This window comes from Pandoraea sp. XY-2 (genome assembly GCF_004193915.1).
Lineage (GTDB): Bacteria > Pseudomonadota > Gammaproteobacteria > Burkholderiales > Burkholderiaceae > Pandoraea > Pandoraea cepalis.
In genome coordinates this window covers 774591-789333 of sequence record NZ_CP030849.1, presented here as the reverse complement: position 1 = coordinate 789333, position 14743 = coordinate 774591, and the positions used below count along the sequence as shown (strand labels likewise).

Genomic DNA, 14743 nt, shown 5'->3' with positions numbered 1-14743 from the left:
CAATCATGCTATCCATGTTCGAGAAAATATTGCACCACAACGGATTGGTCACCGCCTTCGCCCTCGTGGGCATCATCATGGGACTTTCCATGTGGGTGTCCCGACGGCTGACATTCGGGCGCGTACACGGTTCGGCCATCGCCATCATGATCGGCCTTGTGTTGGCCTATTGGGGCGGCGCCGCCTCGGGCGGGCAAAAAGGACTTGCGGACGTCTCGCTGTTCAGCGGCATCGGACTGATGGGCGGCGCGATGCTGCGCGACTTCGCGATCGTTGCCACCGCGTTCGAGGTACAGGTCTCGGAAGCCCGCAAGGCCGGTCTGATTGGCGTTGTGTCCCTGTTGCTCGGCACGGTGCTGCCCTTCATCGTTGGGGCGTCGCTCGCCCATGCGTTCGGCTACACCGACGCCGTGAGCATGACCACCATCGGCGCAGGTGCCGTGACCTACATCGTCGGCCCGGTGACGGGCGCCGCGATCGGTGCCAGTTCCGACGTGATGGCCCTGTCGATTGCCGCTGGGCTCATCAAGGCCATCATCGTCATGGTCGGCACGCCGTTTGCCGCCCGCCTGCTGGCGCTGGACAACCCCCGCGCCGCCATGGTGTTCGGCGGACTGGCAGGCACGGTCAGCGGTGTGTCGGCGGGACTCGCCGCAACGGATCGCCGACTCGTGCCCTACGGCGCGCTCGTCGCGACGTTCCATACCGGCTTGGGATGTCTGCTCGGACCGTCGGTGCTGTTTCTTGCGACGAAGGCCCTTGTGCAATGACATCTGTCGGCGCTGTGCAACGGCCACCGCTACGGCCCCACGATCTTCTCTGGTGTGACGATGTCGCGTTCCCGGAGGGGATGGCGGTGCCGGGGTGGGTGGCTGACGCACTGGCAAGCGGTACGCCTGCCGTCGTGCGCAGGGCGCCGCTGGCGCAACCCGACCTCGTGCCGGTCGGGTTGCGTGGGACGTCCCGCGACCAGCGCATCGCGGCGCACGTGTCGCGCCGATCGGTGCGCCGCATCGTTACGCCGGAAGCGCTGCTCGATCGCGTCGCCGGGATCGAGCCCACAACACCGCTGCCGTGCCTCAGAGCACTTCGTGACCTCGCCCCGGCCCTCAATGCGCTGGGATTGCATTGGGGCCCCACGGGCGGCGTCGGCTTTGCGCTGGCCACCGGCTTGCCGGCCCTGCATCCGCAAAGCGATCTCGATGTCCTCATCCGGTTACCGTTTCCGCCATGCGACGCGCAATACGATGCGCTCGCATGGATTGCGCGCGACAGAACGTGCCGGATCGACATTCAGATTGATACCGGACGCGGCGGTTTCTCGCTTCGCGAATGGCTACGCTCGCCGCCTCGCATGCTGGTGAAAACCGACCGGGGTCCAAAGCTGGTTGCAGACCCGTGGGGCGACTTCGGAGACACGATGTGAGCGTCTTGTTCACCTATCCCGGTCAGGGGGCGCAGCGCGTTGGCATGTTGGGGGCATTGCCCGACACGCCCGAGGCTGAATCGACGCTGGCGGAAGCGCGCGATGCCATCGGTATCGAACCGATGACGCTATGCAGTGCCGAATCGCTTCGCTCAACAACGGCCGTGCAGTTAAGCCTGCTGATCGCAGGCGTCGCCATGACGCGCGCGCTCGCCGCCCAAGGCGCAACGCCGGATCTTGTGGCGGGCCACTCGATAGGGGCATGGACGGCAGCGGTGGCAGCGGGAGTGCTGGACTTCAGGGATGCGCTGGGGCTCGTCCGTTTGCGCGGCCATTTGATGGAAACGGCCTACCCCAGCGGCTACGGAATGACGGTGATTACCGGTTTGTCCGCCGTGGCCGTGGCGGACATCGTGCAAGCGGTGCACGCTGACGACTCGCCCGCGTACGTCGCCAATCTGAATGCGGAACTTCAGGTCGTGGTGGCGGGCAACGATGCCGCGCTGACACACGTGCAGGCGCTTGCCACGAAGGCCGGTGCGTCGCAGGTGGCTCGCCTGGCGATGACCGTGCCGTCGCATTGCGCGTTGCTCACTGCTCAGGCAAGCACTTTGGCACAAGCCACGGCGAAAGTGCGGTTCCAGCGGCCAAAGGTGACCTACATAAGTTGCTGCCGGGCGCGCGCGCTTTTTCGTCCCGAGGACATCGCCGACGATCTCGCCTGGAACATGGCCCGTCAGGTGAATTGGTATGACACCGCGCGTCACGCGTATGAGCGCGGGGCGCGGCTCGCCGTGGAGATGCCGACCGGCGGCGTGCTGACCCGGTTGACACGCCCGATATTCGGAAATGACTGCGCCATCGATAGCGCCATTGAAAAGGTGAGTTCCGTCGTCACGCGCATCGTTCGATACCGCCGTACAAATCGCGATTGACTGTGGACCGCGCTCACCCGCATTACCGGGCATCGGACACACGCTTCGTGTTCCGACAGGTGCCTACCCCCGCCGAAAAGTAGGTTACCAAATGCTCGGCACGTGCCGTTGTCGACGCATCACTCCCTCACATCCAACGCCTTCGACGGCACGCGTTCCTGCCGTCGCGATCGTGTCGCCGTCCAGCAAAGTATCGATCCGCCGCACACCATCGCCGCGCCTTGCCAGAACGCCAAGGACAGCGGCGCTTGCAGCAACGTCGCCGATATTGCCGCGGAAAACACCGGAATGAAATACGACGCCCCGGCCAGCACCGTCACATGGCCGCGCAGAATGCCGACGTTCCAGGCCGCATAGCCAAAGCCCATCGCACAGGCAGCCAGCACCAGATAGACGATGCCACTCACACGCAATTGCATCTGTCCACCGCCCGCCAACAGATACTTGGCCCACAGCGCCGCCGCCACCAGCATGAAGAAGAACGTCACGCCGTTTTTGCCCTCGGCATAGCGCGTCGTCACCGTGCAATACGCCGCCCAGATCACCGCGCCCGCGAACGCCAGGCCGTAACTCAGCGGGTTGGCAAGCACGTTGGCTGCCATCTCGGCGACGTCGAGGCCATGATCGCCGCCCAGTACCCAGCAGATGCCGAGCATCGACAGGAAGAACCCCGGAATCACCCAGAAATTCGCGCGCTGCTTGTTGAAGACGATGGCGGAGATCAGCGTGAACGTCGGCCAGAGATAGTTGACCATGCCGACTTCGATCGCCTGCTGCGCACTGTTCGCGTAGCCGATCGACAGTGACAGGCAAAGCTCATAGGCCACGAACAGCAGGCTTCCCACATACAGATATCGCTTCGGGAATGTCTTGAGACGTGGGAAGCCGACGGAGAACAGCAGGAACACCGAGGCCACGGTGTACATCATCGCCGCGCCGCCAGTCGGCCCGAAGCTCTCGCTCACGCCACGAATCAGCCCGACGATCGAACTCCACAACACCACGGCCGCCAATCCAATGAGCGTCGCCCGGTTCTTGCACTTGCTATCCATGCTCCCTGCCTGCCTCCATGTTCAACGATGTCGCCTGCCGACGCATCATAAGCCAGCACCGTGCGCTGACTGCCGGCCGCACGCTACCCCTGCGCCATCGTCTCGCGCAGAACCTCGGCCAGCGCGATGATGCCCGACTCGATGTGCTCGAGCCGTATCGACGAAAAGCCCAGCCGGAACATGTTGAGCGGCGGCGTATCGCCCATGAAGAAAATGTCGCCCGTCTCGATGAGAATGCCGCGCACCTTCGCCCGCGCCGCCAGCACGTTCGCGTTCAGCGTCGGCGGCCCTTGCACCCAGCACGACGCCCCGCCCTTCACCTGCACGAACGACACCTCCGGCATATGCGCGGCAAGCGCGGCGCTCAGCACCTCGGCTCGCTTCGCATAGGTGTCTGCCAGACGACGCAGCAAGGCGTCGTGATGGCCAAGCGCCAGGAACATCGAAAACGAGCGTTGAATGAACGCCGACGGATGGCGAATCATCAAGCGGCGCAACGCCCGCAACTCCGCCACCAACGCCGCCGGTGCCACGATATACCCCAGCCGCAGTCCAGGGGCGAACGACTTGGACAAGCTCCCGATATAGATCACACGGTCGCTGCGATCCAGGCTCTTGAGCGCCGGGATCGGGATGTCCGAGTAGCTGTTTTCGCTCTCATAGTCGTCCTCGATCACCACGAAGTCTTCGGCTTCCGCCCGACGCAGCAACGCCTCGCGATTCGCCAGCGGCATCGTGGTCGTCGTGGGGCACTGGTGCGACGGCGTGACGTACACATAATCGCACTGCGACAAGCGATCGTCGACCGGCAGACCCGACTCGTCCACGGGCAAGCCCACGAGCTTTGGCGTGCGTATCGCGAAGATGTTGCGCGCGTCCGGGTAGCCCGGGTCTTCGATCCCCACCGTCGTGTGCGCTCCGACCAGCAAATCCGCCAGTAGATACAGCGCCTGTTGCGCACCATTGGTGAGCACGATCTCGTCGGCGTCGGCCCACACGCCGCGTCGCGGCAGCACGCGCGTGCGGATCTGCTGGATCAGTGTCTCGTCGTCGCGCGCGATCATGTCCGGTGCCCAGTCGCGGATCTCCATGACGGTGAGTGCCTTGTGGCAACACTCCCGCCAATCCGCCGTCGGGAACATGGTCGGATCGAACTGGCCGTAAATAAAGGGGTACTGATACTTCTGCCAATCGATGGGCTTCACGATGTTGCGTTGCCCCGACGGGCGCACCACGTAGCGCCCCTCCCAGTCCGGTGTCGCCGGATCCCGTGGCGCGATGGTGCCAGCGGCCAACGCCGGCACATCGCGCGCCGGCGTGACCTGTGACCCGACGCGGGGCGCCAGAATATCGCCGTTGACGAAGTACCCGCGCCGCTCCCGCGCAATCAGGTAGCCCTCGTCGACCAGTTGCTGATAGGCGAGCACCACCGTGTTGCGCGCTACGCCAAGCCCTTCGGCCAACTCGCGCGACGACGGCACCGCAGCGCCCCGCATCAGCCGCTCGTCGAGAATCGCCGACACCAACATCTGGCGAATCTGGCTCTGCAAACTCATGCCGGCGTGCGCCGACATCTGAAACAACTGGTTCCACATCGCTGCGGAAATCCGGCTCGACATCGCGCCCCCTCTCGACTCACGCTTCCAGAACGTCAATTATTACTCAAGTGACGGTGACATCCATTCCGAGTTGGGGTTTATCCGCAGTCGCGCGAAATCACGCCGGATTCGAGCATTCATGCGGCTTGCAAGCCGATTTCGGGTCTGCTGGACCAGTTGGCATCATCAAATGCGGCCAACTGGCTCTAACGAACAAAAAGGCTGGCGGCAATGATGCAATCACTTGGCGCCGATTCTTAACCGCGTGTGCGTCAAACCCGAGTGTTCTACCGAAAACTCTCCGATTAGAGGTGAACCATGAATGGACTTCCGAACCGGCTGCGACGGGCGTTCGCCGCCACGGCGCTGGCGGCAGCTGTGCTCCCCGCGGCGCTGACGCTCGGGCTTACGCTGCCCTCGACGGCGCAGGCGCAGGAAAAAGAGGTGACGATTGCGTACCAGCAAATCGTCGATCCGTGGCTGGTCGCCATTACCGGCGGCGAGTTCGAGAAGGCCACCGGCTACAAGATCCACTGGCGTCAGTTCGAGTCGGGCGCCAAAGTTGCCACGGCCCTCGCCTCGGGCGACATCAAGATCGGCGTGCTCGGTTCCAGCCCGATGGCCGCCGCCGTCTCGCAAGGGCTGGACCTGCAACTGTTCTGGATTCTCGACGACATCAACCAGGCCGAGGCAATGGTGGTGCGCAACGCCTCGAACATCAAGTCGCCCGCCGACCTGAAGGGCAAGAAGATCGGGGTGCCGTTCGTCTCGACCACGCACTACCACACCATGTTTGCCTTGCAACAATGGGGCATCAAGCCGACCGAGGTGAAGGTGCTCAACATGCAGCCGAACCAGATCGTCGCGGCGTGGGAGCGCGGCGATATCGATGCGGCCTACGTCTGGGATCCGGCGCTCGCGCAGATCAAGAAGAGCGGTCACGTGCTGATCACCTCCGGAGAACTGTCGAAGCAGGGTAAGCCGACGTTTGACGGCATCGCCGTCGACCGCAAATGGGGCGAGGCGAACGCCGACTTCATGGCGAAGTTCGTCAAGGTGATCGCCGACGCCGACGCGGCGTACCGTGAACACCAGGCCGCCTGGACGGCCACCTCGCCGCAGGTCAAAGCCATCGTGAAAATGATCGGCGGCAAGCCGGAAGACGTTCCCGGCGCGCTCGCGCTCTACGCCTTCCCGTCAGCGCAACAGCAGGCATCGGCCGAATGGCTCGGCGGTGGCAAGGACAGCCGCGCCGCCAAGGGCCTCAAGGACACGGCCGAGTTCCTGAAGGGCCAGCAGAAGATCGATGCCGTCAAGGCCGACTACACGCCGTATGTCACGTCGCGCTATGTCGACGCCGCGCTTAAACTGAAGTAAGCCGTACCGGGGCGGTCACGCCGAAAGTTCAGGCGCGACCACCCCTCCCCGATCATTCGATCGACAGGAGAAGGGCTTCATGGAACAACTCATCGTCAACGACGTCAGCGTCGTCTATCCCGGCCGGCGTCCCGGCGAGCAGGTGCAGGCGCTCGCTCACGTCGATCTGACCATCGCACCCGGCGATTTCGTAGTGGCGCTCGGCGCCTCGGGTTGCGGCAAGACTACGCTGCTCAGTCTGATGGCTGGCTTCATCGCGCCCACGTCCGGCGAATTGCTGCTGGGCGACGCCCCGATCGAAGGCCCTGGCGCCGATCGCGGCGTGGTGTTCCAGAAGCACGCGCTGCTGCCGTGGCTCAATGTGATGGAAAACACCGAGTTCGGGCTGAAGCTGCAAGGCGTGCCGAAAGCCGAAAGACGTGCCATCGCGGCACGCAACCTCGCCCTGGTTGGGCTGCAGGATTTTCACAATCACATGATTTACCAGCTTTCGGGCGGCATGCAGCAGCGGGTCGGCATTGCCCGCGCGCTTACCTGCAATCCGTCGATGCTGCTCATGGACGAGCCGATGGCCGCACTCGACGCGCTCACGCGTGAAACCATCCAGGAACTGCTGCTCGACGTGTGGCGCGAGACCGGCAAGATGATCTTCTTCATCACGCACAGCGTCGAAGAAGCCCTGTTCCTCGCCAGCCGCCTGATCGTGATGTCGCCGCGTCCCGGACGCATCACGCACACCTACGAACTCGACTTCAACAAGCGCTATCTCGAATGCCGTGACGCGCGCACCATCAAGTCCAGCCCAGATTTCATCGCCATGCGCGAGACTGTGCTCAGCATCATCTACGGCGACGAACGCGCAGGCCAGACGGCAACGTCCGGTGCCAATGCCGTCGCAGCCTGATCGTCGCAGGAGAGAACACCATGATGACCAAACCCGTCACCCCTCACCCCACGCCGCCCGCCGCTGCCGCCAATGTTCCCGGCGCGCGCCGCCCGGCGGTAGCGCCCCGTACGCCGCGCCGGCGCGGTTTCTTCGCGCGCATGTTTGCCCCGCGCCCGGTCAAGGCCGGTGAGTCGTTCGGCGCCCCCGGCCAAGGCCCGAGCCTGGCGATCAGCGTCGTGACCGTGCTTGCGCTGTTGCTGCTGTGGATCGCCATTACGTCGTCGGGCATGATCAAGCCACTGTTCCTGCCCGGACCGCGCGCCATCATCGAGAAGTTCATGCAGGTCGCCACGGAGGGCTTTGCCGGCTCGACGCTGTGGGAACACACGCTCGCGAGTCTGTATCGCGTCTTCGGCGCCTTTGCGCTGGCCTGTGTGACCGCCATCCCGGTCGGCATTCTGATGGGCGTGTCGCGCATCGGTCGCGGTGTATTCGATCCGCCGATCGAGTTCTACCGCCCGTTGCCGCCGCTGGCCTACCTGCCGCTCGTCATCATCTGGTTCGGGATCGGCGAGTTCTCGAAAGTGTTCCTGATTTACCTGGCCATCTTCGCCCCGCTGGCCATTGCGGCACGGGCAGGCGTGCGCTCGGTGTCGATGGAGCAGATTCACGCGGCCTATTCGATGGGCGCTTCGCCGCGCCAGATCGTCATGCATGTGATCGTGAAGTCGGCGCTGCCGGAGATCTTCACCGGCATGCGCATCGGCATCGGCGTGGGCTGGACAACGCTGGTCGCCGCCGAAATGGTGGCGGCATCGAGCGGACTCGGTTTCATGGTGCTCAACGCGGCGGAATTCCTCGCGTCGGACATCGTGATCATGGGGATCATCGTGATCGGCTTTTTCGCCTTCGGTTTCGATCTGATCATGCGCTACCTCGAGCGCGTGCTGGTGCCCTGGAAAGGCAAGGTCTGACAAGACGTAAGCAGGTCCGTTGGTCATTACAAAAGACGCAGGGCGGCTCCCCCCGCCGCACCTGCCGTCGGATAAGGTCTTCAGGAGGTTGTGTGGTAGTCGAGACATTGCAGGTCGGGCGTGTTGCCCGTGAGCGGCGCGTTGTCGCATTGGCGGTTCCCCCCCGGTTCTCCCTCTCCCCTTGTTCCATCAGCGTCTCCGATAGCGCCGTGCGCATCGCACGCCCCATCACGGGAGGTCGTCATGGCCAATCGTGAACAGGGCACGCATCTGCAATCGAGCCTCAAGCAGCGGCACATGAGCATGATCGCGCTGGGTGGCGTGATCGGTGCGGGCCTTTTCGTCGGCAGTGGCGTAGTCGTGCATGCCGCCGGCCCGGCGGCCGTGCTGTCGTTCCTGATTACCGGCGCGCTCGTGGTGCTCGTGATGCGCATGCTCGGCGAGATGGCGTGTGCGCTGCCCGCGGTGGGGTCCTTCTACGAGTACGCGCGGCTCGCCTGGAACGACAAGCCGGTCGGCGGTGAGCTGGCCGGCTTTCTGACCGGCTGGATGTACTGGTACTTCTGGGTGATCGTGGTCGCGGTCGAAGCGGTCGCGGGTGCCAACCTGATCCAGTTCTGGCTCCCCGGCATCCCCGCGTGGGCCATCAGTCTCGTGTTGCTGGTCGTGCTGACGTTGACGAATCTGGTGTCGGTGGCGTCCTACGGCGAGTTCGAATTCTGGTTCGCGTCGATCAAGGTCGCGGCCATCGTCGTGTTCCTGTTTCTCGGCGGGCTCTTCGTGTTCGGCCTGTGGCCGGGCGCGGTGGCCAGCACCGGGCACCTGCTCTCGCACGGCGGCTTCATGCCCAACGGCATTGGCCCAGTGATGGCCGGTGCGGTCGCGGCGACCGGCTTTTACTTCGGCGCGGAGATCGTGACGATTGCCGCCGCCGAAGCGGCCGAGCCGCAGCAAGCCGTGGCGCGCGCCACCAACTCGGTCATCGGCCGCGTGCTGTTCTTCTACATCGGCTCGATCCTGCTGGTGGTGATGCTCGTGCCCTGGAACTCCGCCAGCATGGCCACGCCGTATGTGAGCGCGCTCGAAGCGATGCACATTCCGGCAGCGGCGCACATCATGAACGCCGTGGTGCTGACCGCCGTGCTCTCGGCACTGAACTCGGGTTTGTACGCCTCGTCGCGCATGCTCTTCGCGCTCACGCGCCGTGGCGATGCCCCGCGCTCGCTGGCCAAGCTCAATGCGCGTGGCGTGCCGGTTCGCGCCATTCTCATCGGCACGCTGTTCGGCTATGCGGCCGTGGTGATGTCTTACGTGTCGCCCGATACGGTGTTCGCCTTTCTGGTGAACTCCTACGGCACGGTGGCGATCTTCGTGTACGTGCTCATCGCCTTCTCGCAGTTGAAACTGCGCAAGCGGCTGGAGCGCGAGGCGCCGGGCAAGCTCAAGATTCGGATGTGGGGCTACCCGTACCTCACCTGGGTCGCGATTATCGGCATGCTGTCGATTGTCGGGGCAATGGCCTTCATTCCGGACCAGCGCACGCCGCTCGCCCTCGGGGTGGCCAGCCTGACGGTCCTGCTCGTGGCGTTCGCCGTGCGCTCGATCTGGCGCAAGCTGCGCTCGCCGGACCCGAGCTTCGAGATCTGAGATAGGTCGGTGTGACAAGGCCGGCGGCAGAGATTCTGTCGCCGGCCTTTCATTTGGTTCATCGGGGATGGCAGCTTCAACCGGTCGTCGCCACCGCTTCTCGCCGTCCGAGAAGGCATCGGGGCCTGCCTGAAGTCCCCGCTTTCGCCACGCCTCGATGCTCGGGTGATCAACGTCGATGGGCGAACGTTCAAATGCCGACGGCCGCTTGCCACCGCCCTCATTCGTGGACTACCGCTGGCATCGAGACGATGCGGCATGCCTTCGGACGGGCCAACGTGCGCTTATGCAGCGTTACGCTTGGCACCTCGCCCCCGCAGCCACTCGAGCACAAGTAGCAGACAAGTGGAAAAGACGATCAGGATGGTCGCAAGCGCGGCGATGGTCGGGCTGATGTTTTCACGAATCCCGGTAAACATCTGACGCGGCAGCGTCGCCTGCCCCGGTCCGGCGAGAAACAGTGTCACGACCACATCGTCAAACGAGGTCGCGAAGGCGAACAGCGCCCCCGATATCACCCCTGGCGCAATCACCGGCAGCGTTACGCGAAAAAAGGTTTCCAGGGGACCTGCACCCAGCGACAGGCTCGCACGTACCAAATTCTGGTTGAAACCCCGCAAGGTGGCCGACACCGTGGTGACCACAAACGGTGCGCCCAGCGCGGCGTGCGCCAGCACCATGCCCAGGTAAGTGCCGGCCAGCCCCAACGGCGCGAAGCACAGATACATGCCGACGCCGACCACGATCACCGGCACGATCATCGGTGACATCAGCACGGCCATCAGGATCGCCTTGCCACGAAATTGCACCTGGTTCAGCCCCGTTGCAGCCAGCGTGCCCAGTATCGTCGCCAGCAAGGTGGCCAACGGCGCAATAATGAAGCTATTGCGAGCCGCCGACATCCACTCGTCGGAGTTGAACAGGTTGTGATACCAGCGCAGCGAGTACGCCGGGATCGGATACGCGAGGAAGGTGCTGTCCGAGAACGACAGCGGCACCATCACCAGAACCGGCAGCACGAGGAACAACAGCGTAAGCGCATTGCCCCCGCGCAGCAGGTAGTACCAGAGCCGCTCGACCAGGGAAACATAAGGCGGAAAGCGCGATGGACGACCCACGGTTGCCGGCGGCTCCTGAAACGCGTTATGAGAATTGATTGCTTGTTGACTCATCGCTCACCCCATGCCCAATTCCGCGCGCGTCAGGCGCCCATAGACCACATACAGCACGAGCGTGGCGGCAAGCAACAGGCCGCCCAATGCACACGCCATGCCCCAATTGATGGAAACGTTCGTGAAATAGGCCACGTAGTAGCTGATCATCTGGTCGTTGGGTCCGCCCAGCAACGCTGGCGTGATGTAGTAGCCGATCGACAGGATGAACACCAGCAGCGCGCCAGCGCCAACGCCCGGATAGGTTTGCGGTAAATAGACGCGCCAAAACGCCGCGAACGGATGACTCCCCAGCGAGACGGCCGCGCGCTGATACGTCGAGGGAATCGATTTCATCACGCTATACAGCGGCAAGATCATGAAGGGCAACAAGATGTGGGTCATCGAGATGTACACGCCGACCCGATTGAACAGCAGTTCGAGTGGTGCGTGTGTCATGCCGCTCGCCATCAGCACCTTGTTGACCAAGCCTTGCCCTTGCAGCAACACGATCCATGCGGCGACACGCACGAGAATGGACGTCCAGAATGGGATCAACACCAGGATCATCATCAAGTTCGCGCGCCGCCCCGGCAGCGTCGAAATCCAATAGGCAAGCGGAAAGCCGATCAACAAGGCGAAGCATGTCACCACGGCGCTGATGCCGAAAGTGCGCGCAAAGATGTTCAGGTAGATCGACGCGTCCGGGTCGGCCGGCACCACCTCGCCGAACGCATTCTGCCGATGGTCCAGCGCCGCAAGCACATAGAACGCAGAGTAGCGGCTGCTGTTCTTGGCGATCGCCCGCCAATAGGGCAGTTCGCCCCATCGCGCATCAAAATTCACCAGCCGCTCGCGCGCTTGCGTGAGCGGTACTGCCTTGCCGTCGTCATCGGTAAACGGCAACGCCCGCGCCGTCTTCATCACAAGTGTGTGAAATCCGGGCACTTCCGTGTTGAGGCGTCGCGCGAGGCCGCCAAGGCTATCGCCGTCCTGTAGCGCCGTCAGATCACTCACCAGTGCGACGTACGCGGCGTCGCCGGGTAACTGCTTGCGATCCCAGTCGTGCAGCGTGCGGCTCGTCGTGGGCAAGGCGCCGACGACCTCAGGATTCTCGACCGCGCGAGTGAGTAGCATCGCAATCGGCACGACAAAAATCAGGAGCAGAAAAATCGCCAGCGGCGCAACCAAAGCCAGCGCCTTGATCCGCTTTCGATTCCGGGTCTGACGCAACTCGTCTTTAACGAGTCGCATGTTCTCGGCAACGGCCAGTGTTGCGGTTTGCATGTAGGAGATCTCTTTTCTCGACGTCGAATCTTGCGATTCCACTACCGTTTCGGGTTCGCTCGTCGGTGCCGCGCGAACCCGAAACATAGGCTTGCTACATCGTTTTATTTCGACGCCCAGGCCGCAAAGCGTTGCTCGAGTTCATCGCCGCGATCCGTCCAGAAGTCGATGTTCTGAAGCACGGCAGTCGTCACGTTAGCCGGCGAGTTAGGCAAGTCTTTCAGGGTGGAGGCATCGAGCGACTTGACCGCCTCATTGTTGACCGGACCGTAGGCTATGTGCTTGGCATAGGCACTCTGCGCGGGTGTCGACAGCGAATATGCGATGTATTGCAGTGCCAGGTCCTTCTTCGGCGATCCCTTCGGAATCGCCCAGTAGTCGAGATCGTAGATACTGCCGTTCCAGACCACCTTCAGGTTCTTTCCCTCGCGCTGCGCCGCATCGATGCGGCCGTTGAACGCCGTCGACATGACAACGTCACCGGCCACCAGGAACTGCGGTGGCTGAGCGCCCGCTTCCCACCACTGAATCGACGGCTTGAGTTCGCTCAGCTTCTTGAAGGCTCGATCGACACCCTCCTTGGTCGACAACACGCGATAGACATCCTTGGGCGCGACGCCGTCGGCCATCAGCGCAAACTCAAGATTGCCGCGCGCGCCCTTGCGCATCGCGCGCTTGCCCGGGAATTTCTTGGTATCCCAGAAATCGGCCCAACCCGTCGGCGCGGTCTTGAGCGCGCTTGCGTTGTATGCCAAAACCGTCGACCAGATGAAGATGCCTGCGCCACAGGTCTGCACCGCGGCGGGCGTGAATCCATTCTTCGGCCCGATCTTGCTCCAGTCGAGCTTTTCGTACAATCCCTCGTCGCAGCCACGGCCAAGGTCACCGGACTCGACTTCGACCAAGTCCCAATTCACATGCTTGGCTTCGACCATGGCCTTGACCTTGGCCTGCTCGCCGTTGTACTCGACGCTCGTCACATGGTGACCGGTGGCCTTCTCGAACGGCTGCACGAAAGCCGCTTTCTGGGCGTCGCCGTTGGCACCGCCGAAGTTGACAACGGTCACGTCGGCGGCTTGGGCAACGCCGAACAGCATTGCGCTGGCAACGACGAATACTGTGTTCACAACCTTCTTCATTTTCAACTCCTGTTGATGGTCAAACGGACAACTAGCCAAGGAAACTGGATATCTTGATCAAGTGAATACGCGCAGATGTTCCGGCTCGAATGCGAGCGCAACCGGTACGCCTGGTACAAAGTGCTCGAGCGCCGGCGTTCCCAGCGGCACCTTCACGAAGCATTCGTCCTGCTGCGGCAATTGGCAGCGCATGCGCACGTGGTCGCCGAAATAGATCAGGCCGGCTGCACGTCCCACCACGCCATTAACGCCGCCGTCGATCGACGAAGCCGGGTCAATCAGGCGCATGCGTTCGGGGCGGATGCATGCGCTCACCACTTCGCCAATCTGGGCGCGACGACCCGTACCGCCGACGTCGCGAGCCGCCGGCGCGCGAACGCTCATGCCGCGAACCTCGCTTCCGTCCGCGAGTCGCAACGTACAGTAGTCGTCCCCGAGTTGCGAGACCACACCGCGCAGGCGGTTACTGTCGCCAATGAAGTTCGCAACGAATTGATTGCACGGCGACTCATACAAGCGGTCCACGGTATCGAGCTGCTGGACATAACCTTGATCGAACACGGCGACACGATCGGACATCGTCAACGCTTCGCCCTGATCGTGCGTCACATACACGAACGTCACGCCCAACCGCTCGTGCAACGCCTTGAGCTCCAGTTGCATGTGTTCGCGCAGTTGCTTGTCGAGCGCACCCAGCGGCTCGTCCATCAACACTAGACGCGGCTCGAACACCAGTGCGCGTGCCAACGCGATACGCTGCTGTTGCCCCCCGACAGCTGCGCCGGATAGCGCTTGCCAAAACTCCCCATCTGCACCATCTCCAGCGCCGCGGCGACTCTCCTCGCACGGTCGGCGCCAGGCACACGGCGCACCTTCAGCGGGTATTCAACGTTCTGCGCCACAGTCAAATGTGGAAAAAGTGCGTAGTTCTGGAAAACCATGCCGATATTGCGTTGATGCGGCGGCACCGTGTTGAGCAGCACACCGTCGAGCCAGATCTCTCCGCCAGTGGGGTACTCGAACCCGGCCAGCATCATCAGGCAAGTGGTCTTGCCCGATCCCGACGGTCCCAGCAAGGTCAGGAATTCGCCTTGGTAGATGTCGAGGTCGAGTTGTTTGACCACCAACGTCTCGCCATCGTAGGTCTTGCTCACGCGACGAAAACTCACCAGTACCTGTTTGCTGTTCACCATCGCGGGCCTCTTCATCCCTGGTTGATATGCGCGCACCGAAGCCCGGCAAGCCCAATGCGCTTAGGTCGTTACGACGTT

General features: G+C 63.0%; 12 protein-coding genes and 1 pseudogene. 7 read left to right on the top strand and 6 right to left on the bottom strand.

Annotation, left to right across the window (positions count from 1 at the left end; translation table 11 throughout):
* Positions 1 to 5 precede the first annotated feature (5 nt).
* The 3 genes from madM to mdcH are packed head-to-tail and all read left to right on the top strand — an operon-like array spanning position 6 to position 2361.
* Positions 6 to 770: a malonate transporter subunit MadM gene (madM, locus tag DRB87_RS03580; RefSeq protein WP_026132280.1), complete on the top strand. Its 765-nt coding sequence runs from the start codon at positions 6 to 8 to the stop codon at positions 768 to 770.
* Positions 767 to 1426, top strand: a complete 660-nt coding sequence (locus tag DRB87_RS03575) for a malonate decarboxylase holo-ACP synthase (protein WP_174966536.1) — start codon at positions 767 to 769, stop codon at positions 1424 to 1426. The genes madM and DRB87_RS03575 overlap by 4 nt, the downstream gene beginning before the upstream one ends.
* Positions 1423 to 2361 (top strand): malonate decarboxylase subunit epsilon, encoded by a 939-nt coding sequence (gene mdcH, locus DRB87_RS03570; protein ID WP_130024898.1) that lies wholly within the window; start codon positions 1423 to 1425, stop codon positions 2359 to 2361. Before DRB87_RS03575 ends, mdcH begins: the two co-directional genes overlap by 4 nt.
* Before the next feature lie 119 nt (positions 2362 to 2480).
* Here mdcH and yddG read toward each other — a convergent pair whose 3' ends face one another.
* Positions 2481 to 3413, bottom strand: a complete 933-nt coding sequence (yddG, locus tag DRB87_RS03565; RefSeq protein WP_130024897.1) for an aromatic amino acid DMT transporter YddG — start codon at positions 3411 to 3413, stop codon at positions 2481 to 2483.
* Between the two features lie 83 nt (positions 3414 to 3496).
* Entirely contained in the window at positions 3497 to 5032 is a 1536-nt protein-coding gene (locus tag DRB87_RS03560) for a PLP-dependent aminotransferase family protein (RefSeq protein WP_130027703.1), read from the bottom strand.
* Between the two features lie 297 nt (positions 5033 to 5329).
* Between DRB87_RS03560 and tauA the strand changes: the two genes are divergently transcribed.
* From tauA to DRB87_RS03540, 4 genes are all read left to right on the top strand, one after another.
* Positions 5330 to 6388, top strand: coding sequence for a taurine ABC transporter substrate-binding protein (tauA, locus tag DRB87_RS03555; protein WP_130024896.1), 1059 nt, complete (start codon positions 5330 to 5332; stop codon positions 6386 to 6388).
* Between the two features lie 79 nt (positions 6389 to 6467).
* The gene (locus DRB87_RS03550; RefSeq protein ID WP_130024895.1) at positions 6468 to 7292 is read left to right on the top strand and encodes a taurine ABC transporter ATP-binding protein; all 825 of its coding nucleotides are present in this window, start codon (positions 6468 to 6470) and stop codon (positions 7290 to 7292) included.
* A 140-nt stretch (positions 7293 to 7432) separates the two neighbouring features.
* A complete protein-coding gene (locus DRB87_RS03545; protein WP_130027702.1) occupies positions 7433 to 8248 on the top strand; it encodes an ABC transporter permease subunit in 816 nt (271 codons plus the stop codon).
* Positions 8249 to 8491: 243 nt separating this feature from the next.
* Positions 8492 to 9895 carry an amino acid permease gene (locus DRB87_RS03540; RefSeq protein ID WP_130024894.1) on the top strand — a complete coding sequence of 468 codons (1404 nt, stop codon included), beginning with the start codon at positions 8492 to 8494 and terminating at the stop codon, positions 9893 to 9895.
* 284 nt (positions 9896 to 10179) lie between these two features.
* Here the strand turns inward: DRB87_RS03540 and DRB87_RS03535 are convergent, their stop codons facing one another.
* The 4 genes and pseudogenes from DRB87_RS03535 to DRB87_RS03520 all read right to left on the bottom strand — a co-directional run bounded on the left by DRB87_RS03535 (position 10180) and on the right by DRB87_RS03520 (position 14662).
* Complete coding sequence (locus DRB87_RS03535) at positions 10180 to 11067, bottom strand: ABC transporter permease (RefSeq protein ID WP_240756164.1); 888 nt, start codon at positions 11065 to 11067, stop codon at positions 10180 to 10182.
* 3 nt (positions 11068 to 11070) lie between these two features.
* Complete coding sequence (locus tag DRB87_RS03530; protein WP_130024893.1) at positions 11071 to 12333, bottom strand: ABC transporter permease; 1263 nt, start codon at positions 12331 to 12333, stop codon at positions 11071 to 11073.
* A gap of 104 nt (positions 12334 to 12437) precedes the next feature.
* On the bottom strand, positions 12438 to 13472 hold the full coding sequence (locus tag DRB87_RS03525) for an ABC transporter substrate-binding protein (RefSeq protein WP_130024892.1): 1035 nt from the start codon (positions 13470 to 13472) through the stop codon (positions 12438 to 12440).
* A gap of 57 nt (positions 13473 to 13529) precedes the next feature.
* Positions 13530 to 14662, bottom strand: a pseudogene (locus DRB87_RS03520) (ABC transporter ATP-binding protein).
* Positions 14663 to 14743 lie beyond the last annotated feature (81 nt).

Excerpts from the sequence above, each read along its gene's own strand:
- madM (WP_026132280.1), top strand. The coding sequence starts at position 6 with ATGCTATCCATGTTCGAGAAAATATTGCACCACAACGGATTGGTCACC.
- DRB87_RS03575 (WP_174966536.1), top strand. The coding sequence starts at position 767 with ATGACATCTGTCGGCGCTGTGCAACGGCCACCGCTACGGCCCCACGAT.
- yddG (WP_130024897.1), bottom strand. The coding sequence starts at position 3,413 with ATGGATAGCAAGTGCAAGAACCGGGCGACGCTCATTGGATTGGCGGCC.
- DRB87_RS03560 (WP_130027703.1), bottom strand. The coding sequence starts at position 5,032 with ATGTCGAGCCGGATTTCCGCAGCGATGTGGAACCAGTTGTTTCAGATG.
- tauA (WP_130024896.1), top strand. The coding sequence starts at position 5,330 with ATGAATGGACTTCCGAACCGGCTGCGACGGGCGTTCGCCGCCACGGCG.
- DRB87_RS03550 (WP_130024895.1), top strand. The coding sequence starts at position 6,468 with ATGGAACAACTCATCGTCAACGACGTCAGCGTCGTCTATCCCGGCCGG.
- DRB87_RS03545 (WP_130027702.1), top strand. The coding sequence starts at position 7,433 with ATGTTTGCCCCGCGCCCGGTCAAGGCCGGTGAGTCGTTCGGCGCCCCC.
- DRB87_RS03540 (WP_130024894.1), top strand. The coding sequence starts at position 8,492 with ATGGCCAATCGTGAACAGGGCACGCATCTGCAATCGAGCCTCAAGCAG.
- DRB87_RS03535 (WP_240756164.1), bottom strand. The coding sequence starts at position 11,067 with ATGAGTCAACAAGCAATCAATTCTCATAACGCGTTTCAGGAGCCGCCG.
- DRB87_RS03530 (WP_130024893.1), bottom strand. The coding sequence starts at position 12,333 with ATGCAAACCGCAACACTGGCCGTTGCCGAGAACATGCGACTCGTTAAA.
- DRB87_RS03525 (WP_130024892.1), bottom strand. The coding sequence starts at position 13,472 with ATGAAGAAGGTTGTGAACACAGTATTCGTCGTTGCCAGCGCAATGCTG.